A 21,681-nucleotide genomic window follows, 5' to 3' on the forward strand; every position below is an offset into this window, starting at 1 on the left:
GGATGATCCTACACCGCGGCGGCCACGAATTGCAAAGCGCTGCTAGGCGCGGACCACTTCGCTGTCGATCATGCCGAAGGGGGCGCGGCCCGAGCGGTCCACCGCCGTCATCCGCACGGTATCGCCGAAAGCCATGAACGGCGTTTGCGGTGCGCCATGGGCGATGATCTCGATCGCGCGGATTTCCGATATGCAGCTTGAGCCGACTTCGGCGTAGTTGGCGTTCGAGACAGTGCCCGAGCCGATCACCGTTCCGGCGACTAGATCACGGGTAAGCGCGGCATGGGCGATGAGTTCGTGGAAACCGAAGGCCATCGCGCCGCCATTGGCCCGGCCGACTTCGCTGCCATTCCAGTCGATGATGAGATCGAGACCGACGCGCCCGTCCTGCCATGCCTCGCCGAGTTCGTCGGGGGTGACGGCGAAGGGGGCCATCGAGCAGGCCGGCTTGGCTTGAATCCAGCCGAAGCCGGTCTTCATTTCGATGGGGGCGATGGCACGCAGCGACCAATCATTGATCTGGACGATCAGCCGGATATGCTTCATCGCTTCGGCGGCGCTGGTGCCCATCGGCACGGCATCGACCACCACGCCGAACTCGCCTTCGAAATCGATGCCGTGTTCGATGGCGGGGAAGGGGACGGGATCAGCAGGGCCGTAGAACCGATCGGACAGGCCCTGGTACATCAGCGGGCGGTCCCCTTCGTGGGGATCGTGCTTGAAGGCTACGGCCATGAGATCGCCGTGCGTGGTGAAGGCCGAGCCATCGAGCCACTGCCAGGTGCGTGGGAGCGGCGCGGCGAAGGTCACATCGTCGGTCGGCTCACCTTCGCCGGCGTTGAGGCGGGCTTCGGCTTCCTTGAGCCTCGCTTCGGTCGAGGGCCAGTTTTCCATTGCGGCGAGCAGGTTCCCGCCGACACGCAGGGCACGGGTCCCATCCGCCGAGACAAGTGCCAGCGCGCCATCGGGCGTGCCGTCACGCAGGGTGGCGAGCCTCATGCCTTCAGTTCCGGCGCAAATTCGCCGTCGATCAGCACGAAGACGATGCGGCAGTTCTTGTCGGAGCGGTTGGCCCAGCCGTGGTTGGTGCCGCGCTGGATCACGATGTCGCCCGGATAGACGGTGGTTTCGCCCTCATCCATGATCAGCACGAGTTCGCCTTCGATGACGATGCCGTAGTCGATGGTTTCGGTGCGGTGCATCAGCGCATGACGCGCGCCTGCCTTGGCCGCGTTGGATGCATGGCCTGCGCCGACTTCGGCGAAGTGGGAGGCGGCTTCCTCGGCCGACATGTTGCGGATCGCATCGCCTTCGGGGGGAATGTCGAGCACGCGGATGCGGGTGCCGTTCTTGGGCGGGGCAAGGATCACACCGGCTTCGGCCGGTTCGCCCGAAGCAGCGTCGATGGGGGCGGGGGTGGCCTGCGTATTCCAGACTTCGTGGAACATCGGCCCGATCGCGCCGCCGACTTGCTGGACGCGGGGCGGGGCGCCATCTTCCTGGATGATCGCGCGACCTTCCGCATCGTGGCCGGTGACAATGCGGCGCACAGGTTTGACGTCCATATAATCTCCCGCGATGGTTATCTATCTGTTTGACAGATGGGTTTAGTTCACTTCGGATCAACAATGCCTATGAAGCGGCGGCAGGTCAATCCGCTGCCGGCTTGCGCTCGGTCGCAAACAGGGTTGAGGGCAATCGCGAGACGGCGAGCACCGCAATCGTCAGCAGCGCGGCGACCATGATCGCGCCAGGGACCAGACCGGCGAGCCGCGCCGCCGCGTCATGTCCGGCAACCGCGAAGTAGGCCGAGCCGACCAAGGCGATGCCGAGCGCGCCGCCGAGCTGCTGTGCGGTGCGCATCGTCGCGCTGGCGGTACCGGCATGGGTGCGCGGAACTTCCGAGACGACGATCGGGCCGAGCGGGCCTGAGAGCGTGCCGAAGCCGATCCCGGCGAGCGCGAGGGTGGCGATGAGCAGCGGCCCGCCTTCAACCCGCGCATGGATCAGCGCGAGGGTGGAGACGATGCCCGCCGCCATCAGTACGCCGCCCGCCATGGGCAGGAGGCGCCCGAGCTTTGGCAGCAGACGCGGGACGAGCAGGGCAACTGCCACCATCACGCCGAGGCCGAAGGGAATGTGGATCAGCGCCGTTTTCAGCGGGGTGAGCGCGAGGCCCTGCTGCAGCGCGACGGCGAAGATCATCAGGAAGCCGACCGAACTGCTGTTGAACGCCATCGCGGCGATCACGCCCCAGCGGAACGTGGGGAGGGCAAACAGCGAGGGTTCGATCATGGCCGGAAGCCCGGCCGCGCGGCGGGCGACGGAGCGGCGCCAGCCAAGGCCCACGGCGCTGATTCCGCCGAACAGGATCGCGGCTGCGGGCGCCAGACCCAGATCGTCGTGCGCCTGGATCAGGGCGAGGAGGATCAGGCCGAAGCCTGCGGCGAAGAGCGCCGCGCCGGGTAGATCGATGGCGAGGCCCTTGTGTTCCTCGCCCGTGCGGGGGAGCGCCACGCGGCCCACGGCGAGCGCGAAGAGGCCGACCGGCAGGTTGATCAGGAAGATCAGCCGCCAGCCGAGGCCGAAGAGGTTGAGCTCGATCAGGAAGCCGCCGATGATCGGGCCGATGATCGCGGCAAGGCCGATGATCATGCCGAAGAAGGCGAGGCGGCGCACCCGTTCCAGCGGGGTGTAGAGAAGCTGGACGATGGCCATGGTCTGCGGCCCCATCATCGCGCCCGCCGCCCCCTGAAGGACGCGCGCGAGGACCAGCACGCCCGGTGTCGGGGCAAGGCCGCAAAGCGCGGAGGCGGCAACGAAGCCCGCCACGCCGCCAAGGAACAGGGTGCGGTGGCCGAACGTATCGCCCAGCCTTCCGCCAAGCAGCAGGAGCGAGCCGAGCGTGAGCAGGTAGCCCGCGACGATCCACTGCATCGCGGCGGGAGAGGCGCCGAGCCCGCCGCGAATGGCGGGCAGCGCGGTGTTGACGATGGTCGTGTCGGCCACTTCCAGCACCACGGCGGTGAGCACGGTGAAAAAGGCCAGCGCCCGCTGGCGATCATCGAGTTCGTGCGGCAGCTTGCTGCCTGAGGCCGCAGCCGGTGCTGCCTGTTGCGCTGTCATTCGCGGTTGTCCGATGTCCCGTGCGCCTGCTCGTGGCGGTTATTGGTGCCGACCCCGATCAGCCGGTCAAATTAAAATCTTGCTTCTATTATGACCACGTCTCGCCTATGGTCAAGCGCAGCACGCAGGGTATCACGGGAATGACAGCCCGCCTGCGGGACAAAAATTGTTTGGGGAGAATATCTTGGCAAACACATCGACGGCCGCGCGCACCGCCGGGCCACAAGCGGGTCTGGCGCAGGGGCTGACAGTCATCATCGCAGGCTTCCTGCCGATTCTGGCCATTGTCACGATGTTTCCGGCGATCCCCGCGATCATCGGCCATTTCGCGCCCACCGATCCGACCGCGCCGACCAAGGTGCCCTCGATGGTGACGGCACCCGGACTGACGATTGCACTGGTGGCGTTGTTTGCCGGGCTGATGGTCGATCGCTTTGGGCGGCGCACCTTGCTGCTTGTCTCGACCTTCTTCTACGGCCTGATCGGCGCGGCGCCGTTCTTCCTCGAAAACCTCGATACGATCTATGCCTCGCGCCTGCTGCTGGGGCTGTGCGAAGCGGTGATCCTCACCACGGTCAACACGCTGATCGCCGATTACTGGCCCGATGAAGGCCGCCGCAAGTGGCTGGCACTGCAGGGGCTGGTCGGGCCGGCGCTTTCGTCGGTGATGATCTTCTTTGCCGGCACGATGACGGCGTGGCGGTGGAACGGCATCTTCCTGCTCTATCTCCTCGCGGTGCCGATCTGGGCGGCGATGGTGCGCTGGATGTTCGAGCCTTCGAGCGACGCGACCGTGCGCATGATGCTGGGGATGGACGAGAAGGATACGCAAGGCTTCCCGTGGCGCGCAATGCTCGGGATTGCCGGCCTCACGCTGTTTTCCTCGGCGATCTACTATGTGTTCATCGTCAATGGCGCGACTGTCTGGCAGGAACTGGGCGTGACCGATCCGCAGAGCATCGGCCAGATCACCGCACTGCCCACGCTGTTCATTCTGGCGGGCGCGAGCCTGTTCTGGTGGCTGGGCGCGCGCGGGGTCGGCTCGCCAGTGCTGATCGCGATCTTCCTGAGCTTCCTCGGCTCCGGCCTCGCGGTGATGGGGCTGGCGCATGACTGGAAGGGCATGATCCTCGGCATGGCGCTACAGCAGACGGGCGCGGGCATGGCGATCCCGACGCTGATCGCCTGGGCGCAGAGCCAGCTGCCCTTTGCACACCGCGGGCGCGGCATGGGGATCTGGACCGCGACGTTCTTCTTCGGCCAGTTCTCCTCGCCGCTGCTGGTGAGTGTGCTGCGCGGCGCGATGGGCACGATGCAGGGCGCGTTTCTCGTTGCGGGGATCGTCAGCGCGGTGGGGGCCGCGCTGTTGCTGGTGGTGCTGTCGGGCGCGGGGCGGAAAGCGGCAGCCTGACGTTCAGGCCGCCGCTCCCTCCTCCGCCTTGCGCCGCTGCATCAGCGCGCGGCGGGCGCGGATGGCTCCGGCGTCGGTCTTGAGGATCGCGGGGCGCGCGTCCCAGAAGTCCTGATTGCCGAGCGCGCGCTGGGCGGCCTCGATCATCGGCTCGTCTTCTTCCACGAACACGCGGCGCGCCATTTCGGCGGCCTGCGGGTTATCCTCGTGATCGTAGAAGTAGTGCGAAGACGTTTCCGTCTCGGGCGTGATGATGTGCGGGTTGATCATCGGCGGGACGATCAGATCGGCGCGCTGCGTGCCCGCGCGGGCGAGGCCGACGGTGAGCGCCATGGCGGCGGGCGCATGCCAGCGCATGTGGAGCCATTGGTCGATCTTCTGGCCCGGCTCCAGCATCGGCTTGGACCATTCGGGCGCTTGCGCGTCGGTCATGTCCCAATTGTTCCAGATGGCGCCATCCTCGTCCTGGCGCACGGTCTGCGCTCCGTGGAAGATCGAGCCGTTGACGCCGAAGGTCTCGATATGGAGGAACTCGGCGTGGGTGAGGTCCATCAGGTTGTCGGTGATGAGCTCGTAATTGCCTTCGATCCGCAGACAGCCCCGGTGCATGCCGCGATCCGCGTCAAGGAAGCTGAAGTCGGGGATCTTTGAAGGGTCGGCCAGTGCGGGATCGCCGGGCCAGAACCAGAGGCCGCGATGCTTCTCGACAATCGGCATCGCAGGCGCGCTGACATGCGCGGGCGGGCCATCGGGGAAGGGTGAGTGGACGCAGGTGCCCTGCCCATCGAAGCCGAGGCCGTGGTAGCGGCACTGCACCGTATCGCCCACGCGCTTGCCCATCGAGAGCGGCACGAAGCGGTGCGGGCAGCGGTCGGCGATCATCGCATAAGTGCCGTCCGCCTTGCGCCAGATCAGCCACGGCTTGCCGAGCAGGGTGCGCGAGAACAGGGCGTCGCCGGCGATTTCGTCGGCCCACGCGGCCATGTACCAGACGTTCTTCACATAACTTGTCATAGGGCACTCGATTTGAGCAGCGAGACCGCGTGGGCAGCGGCCCGGGCAGTCAGCGCCATGTAGGTGAGCGAGGGGTTCTGGCAGGCGGACGAGGCCATCTGCGCGCCGTCGGTGACGAACAGGTTGGCCACGTCGTGCGCCTGGCTCCACTTGTTGAGCACGGAAGTCGCCGGGTCATTGCCCATGCGCGCGCCGCCCATTTCGTGGATCGCGGTGCCGCCGGGGCCGGGGCGGTCGAAGCCGAACATCACATGGCCGCCTGCTTTGGTCAGCATTTCGGCGGCATCGGCCTTGGCCTGCGCCAGCGCGGCATTTTCCTCAGCGCCGAATGCGAAATCGATGTGGAGCTGGGGGATGCCGTTGGCGTCCACCTTCGTGCGGTCGAGTGTGAGGCGATTGGTGGCGCGCGGCACGCAATCGGCAAAGCCGACGAGGACCATGCGCCACGGACCGGGTTTGCGCAGACTGTTCTTGTAGTCCGCGCCGATCCCGGCTTCGCGCTTGCCGGCGGTCCAGGTCGATTGCAGCGCGCCGCCCTGAAACGAAAAACCGCGCGTGTGGCCCACGCCGTCCATCGTTTCCATGTTGCGGTAGCGCGGAATGACCGCGCCGGTTGGGCGGTTGCCGAAGCTGGTCCAAGCCTCGAAGCCGGGCATGATCGCGGCGGCGGAGAGCGTGTTGGCGTGGTCCATGATGTGGGTGCCGAGCACACCGCTGCTGTTCGCAAGCCCGCCGGGCATGGCCTCACTGGCGGAGTTCAGCAGGAGATGGACCGAATTGAATGCACCGGCATTGAGGAAGATCAGGCGCGCGGTGGCCTGATGCCGGGTCTTGGTCTTGCTGTCGATCCAGCGCACGCCAGTGACTTTGCGGGTCTTGGGATCGTAGTCCACGTGTTCGACCGCGGCATCGGTGATCAGCGTGAGGTTGCCGGTGGCTTGAGCTGCCGGAAGCGTGCTCGATTGCGTGGAGAAATAAGCACCGTAGGAGCAGCCGCGCGCGCAGATCGAGCGGCTTTGGCACAGGCCGCGCCCGTCCTTTTCGGCGGTGAGATTGGCGGTGCGGCCAATGGTGAGGCGGCGTTCGGGCCATTGCGCCATGATCCGCTCGCGCACCGCCTGTTCGACGACATTGAGCGCGAAGGGCGGCTGGAACTTGCCATCGGGTAGCTGCGGCAGGCCTTCCGCCGCGCCCGAGACGCCGATGAACTCTTCGACCTTGTCGTACCACGGGGCGATGTCGGCATAGCGGATCGGCCAATCGGTGCCGTGGCCGTCGCGCTTGTTGGCGCCGAAATCGTAGTCCGACCAGCGATAGCACTGGCGGCCCCAGGTGAGCGAACGCCCGCCGAGCTGGTAGCTGCGGAACCAGGTGAACGCGGTGTCCGCGCCGGTCTGGTAGGGGTTTTGCGCGTCGTTGACGAAGTGGCCTTGCGTGAATTCGGTAAAGTGGCGGTTGAGGCGCTGCACCGCGTATTCGCGGGCATAGAGATCGGCATCGCCTTCACCCCGGAAGGGCATGTCCCACGGGGCCTTGACCTCGGTCTCGTAGTCCACCTGATGCTCGATCTTGCGGCCGCGTTCGAGGAGGAGGACCTTGAGGCCCGCCTCGGTGAGTTCCTTGGCCGCCCAGCCGCCGGTTATGCCGGAGCCGACGACGATCGCATCGAATGTCATGCTGTCTTCCATCAGCCGAAATCCACCGCTGTCCAGTCGCTGGAATAGGCGCGGGTTTCTGGCGTGACCGGCACCTTGGGATCGAACCGTCCGGGGACCAGTTCGTAGTTCAGTTCCTTCGATCCGCCGACTTCGCTGGTGTAGTAGCCGGTGAGGATCAGGCCCTTGATCGCGCGCCATGGAGCGGCGCTTGCGTCTCCCTTGAAGGCGGCCGCATCGAGTGCGGCGAGGGCATCGTGGCGGCGCGCGGAGGGCAGGGTGAGCCACTTGGGGCCGAGCCTTGCCTCCAGCCATGCGGCGTGATCGAGGCTGCCATCTGCGCGCATGAAGGGCGCGAAGGCAGGGTTTGCTGCGGGCGGGCGGCGCGTGCCTTCGAGGCCGTGGGCGAGCGCGACGAGGACGAAATCGCCCGTGCCGACTGCGCCCGCGCCGGGGGTATCGGTGGCGGGGATCACGTGATCGGCGACCATGCGCATGAACTTGCGGCGGCGGGGGGAGGGCGCGTCCTTGGGATCGAGCTTGCCCAGAACTGCCGCGCCGCCGGGCACCGCGGCCTGCAACGCAACGAGGGCGGCGGCGCCAAGAAAGCTGCGGCGGCTCCAGCCGGTCATTCGGCGATGCCCATGATGCGGCGGTTGAGCGCGCGGTCGGCGCCCCCGGCGGCGAAATCATCAAAGGCGTGTTCGGTGACCTTGATGATGTGCTTCGCGATGAAGGGCGCGCCTTCTGCTGCGCCGACTTCGGGGTGTTTCAGTGCGCATTCCCATTCGAGCACGGCCCAGCCGGCGAAATCATTGGCTGCCATCTTGGAGAAGATCGCGCCGAAATCGACTTGCCCGTCACCCAGCGAGCGGAACCGGCCCGGGCGATCGACCCAGCCCTGATAGCCGCCATAAACACCGCTGCGGCCATTGGGGCGGAACTCGGCATCCTTCACGTGGAAGCACTTGATCCGCTCGTGGTAGATATCGATGAACTGGAGGTAATCGAGGCACTGCAGCACGAAGTGGCTGGGATCATAGAGAATATTGGCGCGCGGGTGATTGCCGACGGCTTCGAGAAAACGCTCGAAGGTCACGCCGTCATGCAGGTCCTCGCCGGGGTGGATCTCGTAGGCGGCATCGACGCCGTTGTCCTCGAACACATCGAGGATTGGCTTCCAGCGGCGGGCGAGTTCGGCAAAGGCATCCTCGACAAGCCCTGCAGGGCGCGCAGGCCATGGGTAGAAATAGGGCCAAGCGAGCGCGCCGGAGAACGTCGCGTGGGCAGTGAGGCCAAGGCGGCGGCTGGCGACGGCGGCGTTCTTGACCTGGCTAACGGCCCATTCCTGCCGTGCGGCGGGCTTGCCGTGGAGTTCAACGGGCGCAAAGCCATCGAACTGGGCATCGAATGCGGGGTGGACGGCGACGAGCTGGCCCTGGAGATGGGTCGAAAGCTCGGTGATCGCGAGGCCCTTGTCCGCCAGCATACCAGTCACTTCGTCGCAGTAGGTCTGGCTTTCTGCCGCCTTGGTCAGGTCGAACAGCCGCGCGTCCCAGCTGGGGATCTGGATGCCTTTGTAGCCGAGGGCAGCGGCCCAGTCGGCGATGGCCTCGAGGCTGTTGAACGGCGCGGCATCGCCTGCGAACTGGGCGAGGAAGATGCCGGGGCCTTTGATGGTCTTCATGGAGTGGTTCCTCAGACGGAAAGCGGCGTCCACCCGGCGCCATTGGTTCTTGCGGCGGCGCTGGCGCGGACGGCGGTATCGATGAAGGCCATGGAGCGCAGGCCCTCTGCGGCGCCGGGCAGCAGCGGGGCGCTGCCGCCGCGCAGCACTTCGGCGAAATCACGGTAGAGGTTGGCGAAGGCTTCGAGATAGCCCTCCGGGTGGCCGCCCGGCGTGCGGGTGCGGCGCGCGGCATCGGGGCCGAGGAGGCCGGTGCCCGCGCGGATACTCTCGCTGCGGCCATCGAGGTGGTGGAGCGTAAGCGTGTTCGGCTCCTCCTGCCGCCACACGAGGCCGCCCTTTTCGCCATAGACCCGGATGCGCAGGCCATTGAGTTCGCCGACTTCGATCTGGCTGGCGAGAAGCACGCCGCGCGCACCGTTTTCGAAACGGAGGAGTACGGAGCAATCATCATCGAGCTGGCGACCCGGCACGACCGCGCCGAGATCGGCGAGGAGTTCGGTAACATGGAGGCCGGTGACGAACTCGGCGAGCTGGAACGCATGGACGCCGATATCGCCGATGCAGCCACCAGCTCCGGCGCGCGCGGGATCGACGCGCCATTCGGCCTGCTTGCCTTCCGCCGGGCTGGCGAGCCAGCCTTGCGGGTATTCGACGACGACTTTGCGTACGGTGCCAAGCGCGCCTGCGGCAATCCGCGTGCGGGCTTCGCGGACCAGCGGATAGCCGGAATAGGTATAGGTGAGGGCGAAGGGGAGGCCAGCTTCGGCCACCGCGACGGCCAGTTCGCGTGCTTCATCCAGTGTCGCGGTCATCGGTTTGTCGCTGATCACGGGAAAGCCGGCGGCGAGCGCGGCGCGGGCCGAGGGGAGGTGATCGTGGTTGGGCGTGACCACCGCAACGAACTGCGCCCCGTCCACCAGCGCGCGTTCGGCGGCGAGCATTTCGGCGAGGCTCCCATAAGCGCGGGCGGGATCGATGCCATAAGCGATGCCCCCGGCACGGCTGCGCGCGGGATCGCCAGAGAAAACCCCGGCGACCAGTTCGATCTCGCGGTCCAGTTCTGCCGCGATCCGGTGCACGGGGCCGATAAAGGCACCCGGGCCGCCGCCGATCATGGCCATGCGCAGCCGACTCAAGACTGTCTCTCCCCGTCTATTTGTAATGTGTGTTCTAATTTGTTAGAGGCCGGGTTTCAAGCGTTTGATGGGGCGCAAAAGGGGAGAACGTGTCGATGGGTGGCTTCGATCTGGATCGGCGTTCGCTGTTCGCGCTGGGCGGGGCTGCGCTGACGGGAGCGGCCTTGCCGGTGAGTGTTGACGCTGCCGTTCCGGGGCGCATGGCCAAGACCGCGCCGCAGTGGGGACGGGGCATCGACGGGCAACGCAAGGCCGATCTGGGCAATGGCTGGTTTCGCAATCCGGTGCTTGCGGGCGACTATCCCGATCCTTCCATCCTCAAGGATGGGGAGGACTACTACCTCACGCATTCAAGCTTCGATGCCGCGCCGGGCTTGCTTGTCTGGCATTCGCGCGATCTGGTGAACTGGGTGCCGGTGGGGCCGGCGTTGGCGCATCCGGCGGCAATCGGCTTTGCGGTTGATCTGGTGAAGCATGCCGGGCGCTATTTCATCTACATCCCCTTCATCCCCGCGCCGTGGTCCGACAAGGTGAAGGATGCGCCGGAAATCTGGGTGATCCATGCGGACAAGATCACTGGGCCATGGAGCGAGCCGATCGACCTTGGCATTCGCGGCTATATCGATCCGGGGCATGTCGTGGGCGAGGATGGCAAGCGCTATCTGTTCCTTTCGGGCGTGGCGCGGGTGCCGCTGGCGGACGACGGGCTTGCTGCGGCGGGTCCGGTCAGCCACGCGTTCGATGGCTGGAAGTATCCCGACGAATGGGTGACCGAGGCCTATGCGCTGGAGGGGCCCAAGCTGATGCGGCGGGGGGACTGGTTCTACCTCGTGACGGCAGTGGGCGGCACGAGCGGGCCGCCGACGGGGCATATGGTGACGGTCGCGCGGTCGAAATCGGTTCAAGGGCCGTGGGAGAATTGCCCGCACAATCCGATCCTCCGCACGAAGGATGCGAGCGAGGCCTGGTGGTCGCGCGGGCATGCCACGGCGGTCGAGGGGCCGGGCGGGCAGTGGTACTTCGTCTACCATGGCTACGAGAACGGCTATCGCACGCTGGGGCGGCAGACCTTGCTGGAGCCCTTTGCGTGGACGGCCGATGGCTGGCCGCGTGCGCTCGGCGGCGATCTTTCGCGGGCGCTGCCGATCCCGGGCGGGAAATCGGGCGCACCGCATGGGATGGCACGGTCCGATGCGTTTGCATCATCCTCGCTCGGCACGCGCTGGACGGCCTATGGCGCATCGCCCGACGAGGCGGCGCGGATCGCGATGGGCGGCGGGAAGCTGGTGCTGCCGGGCAAGGGCGGCGGTCCCGGCGATGGCAGCGTGCTGACGCAGATGGTGGGCGACCGGGCCTACGAAATCAGCGTGACGGTGGACCTTGAAGGTGAAGGCGAAGCGGGGCTCTTGCTGTTCTATAACCGGCGGCTGTTCCTGGGCATGGGCATCACCGGTGCGGGCATGACCAGCTATCGCGGCGGTATGCCGATGTATTGGCGCGAGCCTGCGCCAGCCGCGCGCAGGCTGCATCTCAGGATCGTCAACGAGCGGCAGATCGTGACGTTCTTCTACAGCACCGATGGCGAGCACTGGACGCGCCATGGCGTTCGCTCGGAAGTCTCGGGCTACAACGCCAACACGATGGACGATCTGGCCAGCCTGCGGCCCGCGCTGTTCGCTTCGGGCAAGGGGCGGGGGGTGTTCCGCGATTTCCGTTACAGGGCGCTGGACTAGGCGTTCAAAGGCCGATGTCGGGCAGGCTTGCCGCATCGAGGTGCAGGGGAAAGCCGGCGTCTTGCGCGTGGCGCGCGATGCGGATGCGGTGGGGCGCTGGCAGCATCTCCCAGCCCTGCTCGCCCCAGATCATGAAGCGGCGGCGCGGGAGCGGGATCGTGACGAGCGCGGCATGGCCGGGTTCGACCAGGACTTTGGCAAAGCCGATCAAGGTCGGCTCCGGGGCATCCCGGTAGACCTGCACCACTTCGGCACCAGCGCGGGCGGAGAGGTTGGTGACGGTGACCGAGACGCCTTCTGCGGTGACGGCCGGATGCGACCATTCGAAGCGCGCGTAGCCTTGCCCGGCGCCCAGCGTGTGGCGCGCGGACTTGCCTGCTGCGATCACGCCGCGATAGCCGATGCGCGTGCCGTCGCTATAGGGCAGTGCGCCATCGGGCTGGGGCTGGAGATCGTAGCCGGGATAGTCCGCTTCGGCCTGCGCGATGGTGACGGGCATGCGGCCGCCGGGTTCGCGGTCTCCGGCCAGTACGCCCGCGAGCGCAGCGGCGAAGCCTTCGCCGGGATACCATGTGGCAAGATGCGCAGCGGCGGCGTCTTCCCACGAAGCATCGTAGGCGTGGCCGACATTGGTGACCACGGCGACGCGGGAATTGGCGGCAGTGACGCGGGCGATAAGCTCCAGTTGGCCGGGTGCGAGGCGGGTGCCTGCGCGGTCCTTGCTTTCAACCGAGCTGTCCGATGTCTCGCCGACGATGAGGACGACCGCATCGGCTGCGCGCGCGGCGACTTCTGCGGCGGCCAGCAGTTCCTCGCCGCTGCCGGGCGCGCGGATGCCGTACCACAAGCCGTGGACGCGCGCGGCGGCGAAGGTGAATTCTACTGTGACGGTGACGGACTGGCCTGCGTCGAGCTCGACCGGGGCGCTTTCGCTATCCCCCGCCTTGAGCACGCCCATGGTATCGCCCGGGGGGCATTCGGTGGTGGCAAGCACTTCCCGGCCATCGACCAACATCCGCGAAACGCCGGTGGCGCCGAGGTGGAAGCGGTGCGTGCCGGATTTCTCTGCGGTGAAGCGCCCAGAAGCGCGGATCGAGCCGCCTGCAGAGAAGCGGGCCTGATCGTGCATCCCGGCGAACCAGACGAGCGAATTGGTATCGCGCGCCTCGCGGGTGATGGGCTCGCCGCTGCAATCGGGGCTGGCGAAGTATTCGAGGCTCATGCCGCTTGTGCAGCCATCGCCCAAATCGTGCGCGGGCGTAACCGGCATGAAGGGCAGGCGCGGCGCGGGATCGACGCCGGGTTCGAAGACCACCTTGCAGTGTGCGCCGAAGCGGGCGCGGATGGCCTCGATGGGGGAAGCGAGGTCCGGGCGGACCGAAATCTTGGCGAACGTGCCGCCCTGGAAGCAGGGCGCGGCGGCATTGGGGCCGATCACCGCGAGCGTCTTGATGCTGGCGGGATCGAGCGGAAGGAGCGCGCCACCGTTCTTGAGGAGGACCATGCCGGCGGCGGCGGCTTCTTCGAGCAGCGCGGTGACGGCTTCTTCGGCGAGGGGCTTGGACTTTGCGCTGGTCACGCGCCTGGCGGCGTTTGCAACGCGGGCGGCGGCATCGTGAACGCGGGCTTCGGTCAGCGCGCCTTCGGCAACCGCACCGGCGGCCTTGGCGCCGAGAAACCGCGCGGGGCCGGGCATTTCGAGATCGAGCCCGGCGGCCAGCGTCGGCGCGGTGGAATGGGTGCCGAACCAATCGGACATGATCACACCTTCATAGCCCCATTCGCCCTTCACGACTTCGGTGAGGACGTGGTGCTGCTCGGCGCAATAGTCGCCGTTGACGCGGTTGTAGGCCGCAAGCATCCCGGCGCAGCCCGCGCGTGCGGCGAATTCGAAGGGGAGCAGGTAGACTTCGCGCAGGGTGCGCTCGTCGACCTGAACGTTCATCGTGTCGCGCGCGGTCTCGCTGTCGTTGCAGACGAGGTGCTTGGCGCAGGAGCCGGTGCCGGTGGACTGGAGCCCGCCGATCCACGCCGCGCCCAGCACGCCGGCGAGCAGCGGGTCTTCGGAGAAATATTCAAAGGCGCGGCCGGCGAGTGGGCTGCGGGCGAGGTTGATGTTCGGGGCGAGCACCATGTCGATCCCGCGCCCCACCGCTTCCTGCCCGACCAGCGTGCCCACGCGGCGGGCAAGGTCCACGTCCCAGCTTGCCCCGAGCGCCGTGGCGCAGGGGGAAAGCCGGGCAATGTCGCGCTCGTCCACTTTGCCGCTGGCGATGCCCATCGGGCCGTCGCTCATGGTGAACGACGGGATGCCCGCTTCGGGAACGGCGGGCGTGGCCCACATCGCGGCACCCGCCGTCAGCAGGGCGGCTTGATCGAGAGTAAGCTGTGTCATGCGCTCAGGCGGCCAGCGCCAGAACCTTGGTGTCCTTCGTGGTGGGCACGAAGGGCAGGTAGGACACACGCATGCGCACCGCGAACTCGATCTTGTGATCGCCAGCGGGCAGACCGCCGGGCTTCATCGCGATGATCTTGGCCTTTTCGCCGAAGTTCCAGCGGTCGTCGTAGACCGTTTCCATCTGGTCCAGCGTGTAGGTCTTGCCGCGCACGTGGAAGCGCACGTCGGCGCGGGGAACGGGCTCGCCGTCGACGGTGATCTGGATATCCTCGATCATCGAGAGGCCAAGGCCGCGGTAGTAGGGGAGGCGGCCGTAGAAGGCGAAGCCCTTGTCGGAAGTTTCGAGGCTGCCCTCGACGATCATCTTGTTGTCCATCATGGGATCGGTTCCTCAGGCTGCAGCGCGAAGCTGGGGGGCGGGCTCGCCGAGGAGCGAAGCCAGCATGACCTGCTGGCGGCGGACCTGCTCGACACTGTCGGGCTCCATGAAGTCCTCGATCCAGCGGTTGCCTTCGTATTCGGAGCAGATGTAGCCCTCGTAGCCGCCCTGCTGCAGGACCTTCACGATCTCGTCGTAGGGGATCGAGGGTTCCACATAGTCTGCGGTCATCTCGTAGAACTTGCCGTGGATATTGTGGATGCGCGGCATGTAATCGAGCATGCGCTTGGGCTCGAACGCGGCGTTGTGGCGCAGCGTTTCGGCCATGCCGATGGCGGGGCCGACGCCGCCCATCTGCTGGACATTGAGGATGACGTATTCCGAAAGGACGCGGTCGGCATAAGCCTTCTCGATGTAGTCGGCGATATTCTGCGGCACCCCGATGCGAAGGAACTTTTCCTTCCACACCGGCGGGAAGGCGTGGAGGAACATGCCCATGTCGGGCAGGAAGCCCAGCGCATCGGAGCCCGATTTCTCGAAGGCTTCGGCGTGGCGGATGATCCACGGGTGATCGAAGTGCAGCGGTGCGTGAACCTCGATGAGGATCTTGATGCCCTTTTCCTCGGCATAAGGCGCGGCGGCGACAAGCACTTCGGGCGCGATCGAGACGAGCGCGCGGATGTACTTCATGCCGAGGCGGGCGCCGAATTCGATGTCCTTGCGCACGCTGGCGACCTGCTCGTCGAAGGGCATTTCGCGGCCCTTGTAGCGCTTGTAATCGAGCATGAAATCGTGGCTGACGGGCACGCAATCGTACTTGGCGATGAGCTGGTGCCATTCGGCAACCGCAGCATCCTCGACGCCGACTTCGGGCCAGCCCCAGAAGGTCTGCTCGCCGATGATCTCGATGCCCTTGGCGCCCATTTCGGCGCAAGTGCGGATGCAGTCTTCAAGGGACATCCTGCCCTGAAAGGTCTCGTTCTGAAAGCTGTACAGGCTTACGCCGCGTTGGATCGGCATCGTGCTGTCTCCCCTGGGCAGCTGCCAAAGCGCTGCCTTGATTGTGTTCTGGAACCGCGTGGCTGCCTGCGATTCCCATGAAAATATTAGAACGCTAATTCTATTAATGGCCCTGCGAAGTCAAGGGGCCAAAGTGCCAAGCCGGTCGCGCCATGTCCCGTCCATCGGCCAGAACCACACGACTCCGGCCTGCAGCGTGAGCAGCCCGCCTGCGACGAGGAAGTAGGCGCTGCGGATATCGCTGCGGGCGGCGTCACTCACCGCGTCGGGCTGATAGCCCGCCCAGGCGAGGACGAACGCGCCGAGCGCGCTGCCCACCGCCATGCCGACCTTGGTCGAGGTGCTGATGCCTGAGGAGAGCAGCCCTTCGTGGCGCACGCCGAACAGCGCCTGATGATAGTCCGCCGTGGCGGCAGCCATCGAGAAGATCCCGGTGATCGTGACCGAGGTGACGATGGAAAAGGCAAAATAGGGCAGCAGCAGCGGCGGCACCGTGAGGGCGCCGATCTGCCAGTCCGCCGCATGATCAAGCCCGGCCATCGCGGCAAGGAGTGCGAGCGCAAGCACGACGGCGCCGATGCAGCCCTTGCGGATGCCGGTGCGCGCAAGGATCGGCGGCGCGATGAAAGCGGCGAGGAGCAGCCCGCCCGAGACCATCGGCAGCATGACCGGGATCAGCCAGGGCTTCTGCACCACGTCCTTTGCGTAGAAGATCGTGAGGCCGAGCATCGCGCCGAAGCGGATGAAATAGAGGAGGCAGAAGCCGAAGCAGACGGCCCACGCGCGGTTGCGCAGCATCTGGCCGATGGCGGGCAGCGCGCGGAAGGCGGATGCTGGCGCTTCATCGGCAATGCGTTCGCGGCAATTGCGGAACAGCATGGCCAGCGCGAAGAGCGAGAGGGCGCCGAACAGCAGCGTTACGGCGAAGAAGCCATGCGCCTCGTTGCCGCCGCCAAGCGCGCCGACCAGCGGCATCGTGGCAGCGGTGCCGAGGATCACGCCGACCGAAGTCCCGATCGAGCGCCAGCCGCCGAGGCGCAGGCGGTCTGCCGGATCGTCCGTCATCATCGGCATGAGCGCGGTATAGGGAATCGAGCCGAGGCTCATGATGATCCCGAGCGCCTTGAAGGTGAGGAAGGCGTAGACGAGCTGCGCGCCCTGGCTCCAGTGCGGCACGTTGAAGGTGGCGATGAAGACCACGACGTAAGGCACCGCAGTGAAAAGGAAATAAGGTCTGGTTCGGCCCCAGCGGCTGCGCGTCTTGTCTACCGCAATCCCGACCAGCGGATCGATCACCGCATCGAGCAGGCGCGCGACGAGGAAGATCGTCCCCACCGCCGCCGCCGGAAGCCCGACGACGGTGGTGTAGTAATAAAGCAGGAACGCGCCCGCCATGTTGTAGGCAAGGCTGTAGCCGAAGTCGCCGAAGCCGTAGCTCGCCCGCTCGGCGAGCGAGAGCCGGTCAGACACCGAGCGCCGCCCGGCTGGCCGCGAGCGAGGCCGCCGCGTCCAGCGTCGGCCGGTACTCGAGGCCGAGTGCGCCGGAATAGCCAAGATCGCGCAGGGTGCTGATCGCGGCCGGCCAGTCGATGGTGCCGGTGCCGGGTTCATTGCGGCCGGGGCTATCGGCCACCTGCACATGCTCGACGAGGTGGATGCGGCCGGCGAGCACTTTGCGCATGTCCTCGCCCATCACGTGGCTGTGGTAGACATCGTAGAGCAGCTTGAGGCGCGGGCTGCCCACGGCTTCGATGATATCGAGCGCGAGGGTCGTATCGACCAGATACATGCCAGGGTGCTCGACACGGTCGTTGAGCGGTTCGAGCACGAGGGTAACTTCGGCGGCTTCGGCAAGATCGGCGGCGCGGCGCAGGACCTTCACGGCCTCGGCCTTGTGCTCTTCGGGCGAAATGCCTTCGCGGGTAAAGCCTGAAGCGACGATCAGCGGCGGCGAACCGACGGTTTTTGCCACGGCCAGCGTATCGGCGACAGCCTGCAGCATTTCCTCATGCTGCGCGGGATCGACGATCGAGCGGCGCGGATCGACGCAGAAGCCGGTGAGCGTGACGCCGGTTTCATCGAGCGCGGCGGCGAGGCCAGCCATATCCCCATCGACGAGCTTGTCGCGCCAGAGGTGGAATTCGGCGTGGTTCAGTCCCGCTGCCTTCGCGGCGCGGACGCGGTCTGCAAGTGTGTCATTACCTTCGGCAGCCTGCCATTCGATGCAGGCGGACAAATCCATGTCCGGTCTCCTTTTTCGATCGGCTGGCTGCCGGTTGTAAGGGGGCGGTCGCCAACCGCCCCCCCATGGATCAGGGTGTCAGATCAGTACTTCACGCTCAGGCGGATGCCATAGGTGCGCGGTGCGCCGAACTGCCAGTTGAACACATCGTCCGGGCCGGCCGAAACGAAGCTGCCATAGGTCAGCGGGCGGTTGTTCTCGACATTCTTCACGAAGCCGATGACCGAGTACATCTTGTTCGCCGACTGGTATTCGAGGCTGAAGTCGCTCTGCGTGAAAGCGCTCTGCGTGCCATCGCGGTAGTTGTAGAAGTCGGTGAAGTACGACGACTTGAAGGTCGTGTCCGCACGCGCCGTCAGGCTGCCTGCACCCCCCAGCTGGAAAGTGTGATCGATCCCGGCGGTGATGATGAACCGGGGCGAGAACGGCGGACGGTTGCCCGCGAAGTTGGGCTGTTCGATGATGTCCTTCCCGTTCGCATCCTTGTTGCCAGGGATGAGATCGCCAATGCCATTCAGCGCACCCGTGGTGTCGAACACGTTGAACTGGGCGAGCAGTTCTTTGTACTCGGCGTTGAGGTAGTTGATCGAGGTGTGGAAGTTGGTGTTGTCGTCCAGCTGGATGCTGCCCGATGCCTCGATGCCCCAGATCTTGGCCTTGCCCGCGTTGAACGTCTGGCCGCCCACGGTGGTATCCAGCAGCACCGAAACTTGCAGGTCCTTGTAGTCGTAGTAGAACGCGCCAAGGTTGAACTGGTGCTGGCGGTGATCGCCGAAGGTCTGCTTCCAGCCGCCTTCGAAAGCGGTGTTGGTCTCGGGCCGGTAGGTGCCGACGGCATCGAAGCCGCCGCCCTTGAAGCCGGTCGAGGCCTTGAGGTAGACCAGCGTGTCCGAATTGGGCTTGAAGTTCAGCCCGGCGAGCCAGGTGACCTTGTTGTCCTTGCTGCCGAGCAGCAGCTTCTGCGCGTTGATCGCGTTGAGATCCTTGCGGCCCAGGCCTGCACCCAGCAGCGTGAAGTTGGGTCCGGTGGGATCGAACGTGACACCATCGGCCTTGAACTTCGCGAACGGCGTGCCGTTGATATAGAGGGCGTCACGCTTGTTGTCGGTATAGCGCAGGCCGCCGACCGCGGTCAGCTTGTCACCCAGCGGCACTTCGACCTGACCGAACAGCGACTTGCTGTCGCTGGAGATCTTGCGGCCGAAGTACGACAGGTAGGTGCCCGCCGGCGGCGCGATCGGGCCGAGGAAGAAGCCGTTCTCGCGCTCCTGCTTCTCCTTGAAGTAGAATCCGCCGATCTGGTAGATGATCCCGCCGATCTTGCCGTTGAGGCGCAGTTCGTGGCTCTGCGTGTCGGCCTCGTCCTGGAACGCGAACGACTGGTAGATCACCGGCAGGGTGAGGCGGTTCTTGGGATCGCCCGAGAAGCTGCGGTAGCCGCCGATATAGGTCAGCGTGGCAGCATCGCTGAATTCATAGGCAATGCGTCCGCGCACGGCCCAGGTGTCCTGCTCGACCCGGCCGATGCCATAGAGCGGCGCGGCGTATTCATTGCGATCGATCTTTGACAGCAGGTTGGTGTTGCTGGGCACGCACAGGGTCTGCGGATAGGCCGGGGCAACGCGGGTGAAGCCGTTGTCGCAGGCCCCGCCGCTCGGTCCGTTGCCTGCGCCGTTGAGGTCGGCCACTGCAAAGATGCCCGGGCTGAAGCGGCGCTTGGCATATTCGCCCGCCAGATTGATCGACAGCGCGGAGGAGGGATCAAGCCGCAGCGAGACACGGCCGCCATATGCGTTGTTGTCGTCCGAACGGCCCGCGGCATAGGCCGGAAACACGAAGAAGCCGCCGCCGGCCGGGTGCTTGTTGTAGCCATCGCGGTCTTCATAGAAGCCCGAAACGCGCACCGCCGCCATGCTGCCCAGCGGCACATCGACGCCGGCATCGGCGCGGACGGCGTTGTAGTTGCCATAGCTGATCGTGGCGTCGCCGCCGAACTCGCGGCCCGGCTTGCGGGTGATGAAGTTGATCGCGCCGCCGGTCGAGTTGCGGCCGTAGAGCGTGCCCTGGGGGCCGCGCAGCACTTCGACGCGCTCCATGTCGAACAGCGACATGCCCATGACGTTCGGGCGATTGATGTACTCGCCGTCGATGTTGATGACGACCGAGGTATCCTGCGCCTCGTCGTTCGACGTGGTGCCCACGCCGCGCACGGTAACCTTGACCGTGCCCTGATCCTGGTTGAGCTGGACGACCGGGGCGATCTTGTCGATGTCGTTGAGGGTGGAGAAGCCGACCTTCTTCAGTTCGTCACCGCTGATCACGTTGATCGCGATCGGCACGTCGTTGATCTTCTGCGAACGGTTCTGCGCCGTGACGACGATTTCCGCGGTGCTGGCTGAGTCCGTATCGGCCTGCGGTGCCTGCTGGGCATGCGCCGGAGCGGCCATGGCGATGATGGCGCAGGTGGCGAACAGACTTGTACCTTGGATGAAGTTGCGCATGATCCCTCCCGTTATGCACCCTGCTTGAGCCGGGGTGTCTGGTTTGTGATATTCAACAAAGAGCCCATGTTCGAAATTCGGGCTGCCAATCCAGCGGGCCTTTCATGCGGTGCAGCATGGATCGGGCCGGAACTGGAATGGCGAATAAGAATGTCCTGCCTGATTGGTTCCATTAAGTGAAATAGTATGTTTTCATCAATTAGCATCCACGAAATTGATGCATTATCCCATCGGCGTCGTGATCAGGCCAGTGCCGGCATGACCTTGCGCGAAAGCAGGTCCAGCGTCTGGTTGCCCAGCCGCAGGCGTTCCTCGGTCAGCGGTCCGGTGGTCGTGCCGCACAGCACATTGCCTATGCCGAGCTCCTTGTACGGCTGCAGGTGTTCGATGACCGTTTCGGGCGAGCCATAGAGGCACCAGGTGCCGATCCAGTCCTCGGTCAGCGCATTGGGGGTGCGGTCGGTCTTCTTGTTGGCGTCGTTGCTTTCCGCGCGGGCGTTGAACTCTGCCTCGCGTTCGACCGCGGCCTGATAGGCACGCAGGATCACCTCGAGCTCTTCGCGCGCCTGCTCGTCGTTTTCGGCCACATGGACGCACTGGTAGGTGTGCGTGGTCCAGTCGAGCGCGCTGGCAACGACTTCGTCGGAGTGGCCGGCTGCGGTCAGCATGCCGTGGTAGATGTCGAAGAACTTCTTCACGTGGACGAAGGGCTCGGTGCCGCCGATCTTGGGCGGCGTGAAGGCGGGGATGAAGGCGGGCCAGCCATGCGTTGCAGCGCGGCGGGCGCTGGCTTCCTTCATCGCCACCGGCATCAGCCGCGCATGGCCGGGCGTGTAGGCGGCGGGCGCGATGCGCTGAAGCACGCGGCCCTGATGCGGGCCGTTCTCGATCTCGATCGCAGGGTCGGTCATCGCCTTGGCCCAGAGCGCCTCGGCGAGTTCGAGGTTGCGGTCCGAGATCGCGCCGGCGTCCTTGTAGTCGACGCCGAAGCCGATCATTTCCTCGGGCGTCGTGCCGCTGCCGATGCCGACGAGGAGCTTGCCGTCGGTCAGCTGATCAAGAATGTTGATCCGCTCGGCAAAGCGCACCGGGTGGTGCAGCGGGACCGAGACGACCGAGAAGCCGAAGTGCATCTGCGGCATTTTCGCGGCCAGGTAGGCGGCGAAAATGAAGCTGTCGCTTGCCACCGGCATGTAGCCGTTGAAGTGGTGATCGGGGAGGAAGATGGCCGAGAAGCCGAGATCGCCCGCGCGCAGGGCGTGCGTCTCGAGATCCTTCATGAGCTGACGGTCGTCTTCGGGGCGCATCGTGCGCGCGTTGAGGAACACCGAGAAACGCATGTGCTTGTTTTCTCCCCCTTCGGCCTGCCCGCGCTT

Annotated in this window: 17 protein-coding genes; 2 read left to right on the plus strand and 15 right to left on the minus strand. The window is 65.8% G+C overall.

The genetic code is table 11. The annotated features are described in order from the left end of the window. Positions 1-42 precede the first annotated feature (42 nt). The 3 genes from ACO06X_RS00420 to ACO06X_RS00430 all read right to left on the minus strand — a co-directional run bounded on the left by ACO06X_RS00420 (position 43) and on the right by ACO06X_RS00430 (position 3,126). Complete coding sequence (locus ACO06X_RS00420) at positions 43-999, minus strand: fumarylacetoacetate hydrolase family protein (RefSeq protein WP_421838061.1); 957 nt, start codon at positions 997-999, stop codon at positions 43-45. Then, positions 996-1,565 carry a cupin domain-containing protein gene (locus tag ACO06X_RS00425; protein ID WP_421838062.1) on the minus strand — a complete coding sequence of 190 codons (570 nt, stop codon included), beginning with the start codon at positions 1,563-1,565 and terminating at the stop codon, positions 996-998. Before ACO06X_RS00425 ends, ACO06X_RS00420 begins: the two co-directional genes overlap by 4 nt. Before the next feature lie 85 nt (positions 1,566-1,650). Beyond that, positions 1,651-3,126 (minus strand): MFS transporter, encoded by a 1,476-nt coding sequence (locus ACO06X_RS00430; RefSeq protein WP_421838063.1) that lies wholly within the window; start codon positions 3,124-3,126, stop codon positions 1,651-1,653. Positions 3,127-3,310: 184 nt separating this feature from the next. Between ACO06X_RS00430 and ACO06X_RS00435 the strand changes: the two genes are divergently transcribed. Then, the gene (locus ACO06X_RS00435; protein ID WP_421838064.1) at positions 3,311-4,537 is read left to right on the plus strand and encodes an MFS transporter; all 1,227 of its coding nucleotides are present in this window, start codon (positions 3,311-3,313) and stop codon (positions 4,535-4,537) included. 3 nt (positions 4,538-4,540) lie between these two features. On the opposite strand, the gene ACO06X_RS00440 is transcribed toward ACO06X_RS00435, so the two are convergent. The 5 genes from ACO06X_RS00440 to ACO06X_RS00460 are packed head-to-tail and all read right to left on the minus strand — an operon-like array spanning position 4,541 to position 10,017. Beyond that, a complete protein-coding gene (locus tag ACO06X_RS00440; RefSeq protein ID WP_421838065.1) occupies positions 4,541-5,551 on the minus strand; it encodes a Rieske 2Fe-2S domain-containing protein in 1,011 nt (336 codons plus the stop codon). Then, the gene (locus ACO06X_RS00445; protein ID WP_421838066.1) at positions 5,548-7,227 is read right to left on the minus strand and encodes a GMC oxidoreductase; all 1,680 of its coding nucleotides are present in this window, start codon (positions 7,225-7,227) and stop codon (positions 5,548-5,550) included. The genes ACO06X_RS00440 and ACO06X_RS00445 overlap by 4 nt, the downstream gene beginning before the upstream one ends. An 11-nt stretch (positions 7,228-7,238) precedes the next feature. Next, positions 7,239-7,838: a gluconate 2-dehydrogenase subunit 3 family protein gene (locus ACO06X_RS00450; RefSeq protein WP_421838067.1), complete on the minus strand. Its 600-nt coding sequence runs from the start codon at positions 7,836-7,838 to the stop codon at positions 7,239-7,241. After that, on the minus strand, positions 7,835-8,893 hold the full coding sequence (locus ACO06X_RS00455) for a sugar phosphate isomerase/epimerase family protein (protein ID WP_421838068.1): 1,059 nt from the start codon (positions 8,891-8,893) through the stop codon (positions 7,835-7,837). Before ACO06X_RS00455 ends, ACO06X_RS00450 begins: the two co-directional genes overlap by 4 nt. 11 nt (positions 8,894-8,904) lie before the next feature. Further along, entirely contained in the window at positions 8,905-10,017 is a 1,113-nt protein-coding gene (locus tag ACO06X_RS00460) for a Gfo/Idh/MocA family protein (protein ID WP_421839959.1), read from the minus strand. A 110-nt stretch (positions 10,018-10,127) separates the two neighbouring features. Here ACO06X_RS00460 and ACO06X_RS00465 point away from each other — a divergent pair, with 110 nt between their 5' ends. After that, on the plus strand, positions 10,128-11,765 hold the full coding sequence (locus ACO06X_RS00465; RefSeq protein WP_421838069.1) for a family 43 glycosylhydrolase: 1,638 nt from the start codon (positions 10,128-10,130) through the stop codon (positions 11,763-11,765). 4 nt (positions 11,766-11,769) lie between these two features. Here ACO06X_RS00465 and ACO06X_RS00470 read toward each other — a convergent pair whose 3' ends face one another. The 7 genes from ACO06X_RS00470 to ACO06X_RS00500 all read right to left on the minus strand — a co-directional run bounded on the left by ACO06X_RS00470 (position 11,770) and on the right by ACO06X_RS00500 (position 21,645). Beyond that, a complete protein-coding gene (locus ACO06X_RS00470; RefSeq protein WP_421838070.1) occupies positions 11,770-14,160 on the minus strand; it encodes a glycoside hydrolase family 3 protein in 2,391 nt (796 codons plus the stop codon). A 4-nt stretch (positions 14,161-14,164) separates the two neighbouring features. Continuing rightward, a complete protein-coding gene (locus tag ACO06X_RS00475; protein ID WP_421838071.1) occupies positions 14,165-14,542 on the minus strand; it encodes a C-glycoside deglycosidase beta subunit domain-containing protein in 378 nt (125 codons plus the stop codon). 12 nt (positions 14,543-14,554) lie between these two features. Further along, the gene (locus ACO06X_RS00480) at positions 14,555-15,562 is read right to left on the minus strand and encodes a sugar phosphate isomerase/epimerase family protein (RefSeq protein ID WP_421838072.1); all 1,008 of its coding nucleotides are present in this window, start codon (positions 15,560-15,562) and stop codon (positions 14,555-14,557) included. 120 nt (positions 15,563-15,682) lie between these two features. After that, entirely contained in the window at positions 15,683-17,032 is a 1,350-nt protein-coding gene (locus ACO06X_RS00485; protein ID WP_421838073.1) for an MFS transporter, read from the minus strand. Further along, the gene (locus ACO06X_RS00490) at positions 17,025-17,804 is read right to left on the minus strand and encodes a TIM barrel protein (RefSeq protein ID WP_421838074.1); all 780 of its coding nucleotides are present in this window, start codon (positions 17,802-17,804) and stop codon (positions 17,025-17,027) included. Before ACO06X_RS00490 ends, ACO06X_RS00485 begins: the two co-directional genes overlap by 8 nt. 83 nt (positions 17,805-17,887) lie before the next feature. After that, entirely contained in the window at positions 17,888-20,305 is a 2,418-nt protein-coding gene (locus tag ACO06X_RS00495; protein ID WP_421838075.1) for a TonB-dependent receptor, read from the minus strand. Between the two features lie 242 nt (positions 20,306-20,547). Next, positions 20,548-21,645 (minus strand): LLM class flavin-dependent oxidoreductase, encoded by a 1,098-nt coding sequence (locus tag ACO06X_RS00500; RefSeq protein WP_421838076.1) that lies wholly within the window; start codon positions 21,643-21,645, stop codon positions 20,548-20,550. Between the last annotated feature and the right edge of the window lie 36 nt (positions 21,646-21,681).

This window comes from Novosphingobium sp. (assembly GCF_965229225.1).
Taxonomy (GTDB): Bacteria; Pseudomonadota; Alphaproteobacteria; order Sphingomonadales; family Sphingomonadaceae; genus Novosphingobium.

Coding starts and splice junctions, on each gene's coding strand:
- ACO06X_RS00430 (WP_421838063.1), bottom strand. CDS start 3,126: ATGACAGCGCAACAGGCAGCACCGGCTGCGGCCTCAGGCAGCAAGCTG.
- ACO06X_RS00450 (WP_421838067.1), bottom strand. CDS start 7,838: ATGACCGGCTGGAGCCGCCGCAGCTTTCTTGGCGCCGCCGCCCTCGTT.
- ACO06X_RS00445 (WP_421838066.1), bottom strand. CDS start 7,227: ATGACATTCGATGCGATCGTCGTCGGCTCCGGCATAACCGGCGGCTGG.
- ACO06X_RS00480 (WP_421838072.1), bottom strand. CDS start 15,562: ATGCCGATCCAACGCGGCGTAAGCCTGTACAGCTTTCAGAACGAGACC.
- ACO06X_RS00470 (WP_421838070.1), bottom strand. CDS start 14,160: ATGACACAGCTTACTCTCGATCAAGCCGCCCTGCTGACGGCGGGTGCC.
- ACO06X_RS00425 (WP_421838062.1), bottom strand. CDS start 1,565: ATGGACGTCAAACCTGTGCGCCGCATTGTCACCGGCCACGATGCGGAA.
- ACO06X_RS00465 (WP_421838069.1), top strand. CDS start 10,128: ATGGGTGGCTTCGATCTGGATCGGCGTTCGCTGTTCGCGCTGGGCGGG.
- ACO06X_RS00495 (WP_421838075.1), bottom strand. CDS start 20,305: ATGCGCAACTTCATCCAAGGTACAAGTCTGTTCGCCACCTGCGCCATC.
- ACO06X_RS00475 (WP_421838071.1), bottom strand. CDS start 14,542: ATGATGGACAACAAGATGATCGTCGAGGGCAGCCTCGAAACTTCCGAC.
- ACO06X_RS00460 (WP_421839959.1), bottom strand. CDS start 10,017: ATGGCCATGATCGGCGGCGGCCCGGGTGCCTTTATCGGCCCCGTGCAC.
- ACO06X_RS00500 (WP_421838076.1), bottom strand. CDS start 21,645: ATGCGTTTCTCGGTGTTCCTCAACGCGCGCACGATGCGCCCCGAAGAC.
- ACO06X_RS00440 (WP_421838065.1), bottom strand. CDS start 5,551: ATGACAAGTTATGTGAAGAACGTCTGGTACATGGCCGCGTGGGCCGAC.
- ACO06X_RS00420 (WP_421838061.1), bottom strand. CDS start 999: ATGAGGCTCGCCACCCTGCGTGACGGCACGCCCGATGGCGCGCTGGCA.
- ACO06X_RS00455 (WP_421838068.1), bottom strand. CDS start 8,893: ATGAAGACCATCAAAGGCCCCGGCATCTTCCTCGCCCAGTTCGCAGGC.
- ACO06X_RS00490 (WP_421838074.1), bottom strand. CDS start 17,804: ATGGATTTGTCCGCCTGCATCGAATGGCAGGCTGCCGAAGGTAATGAC.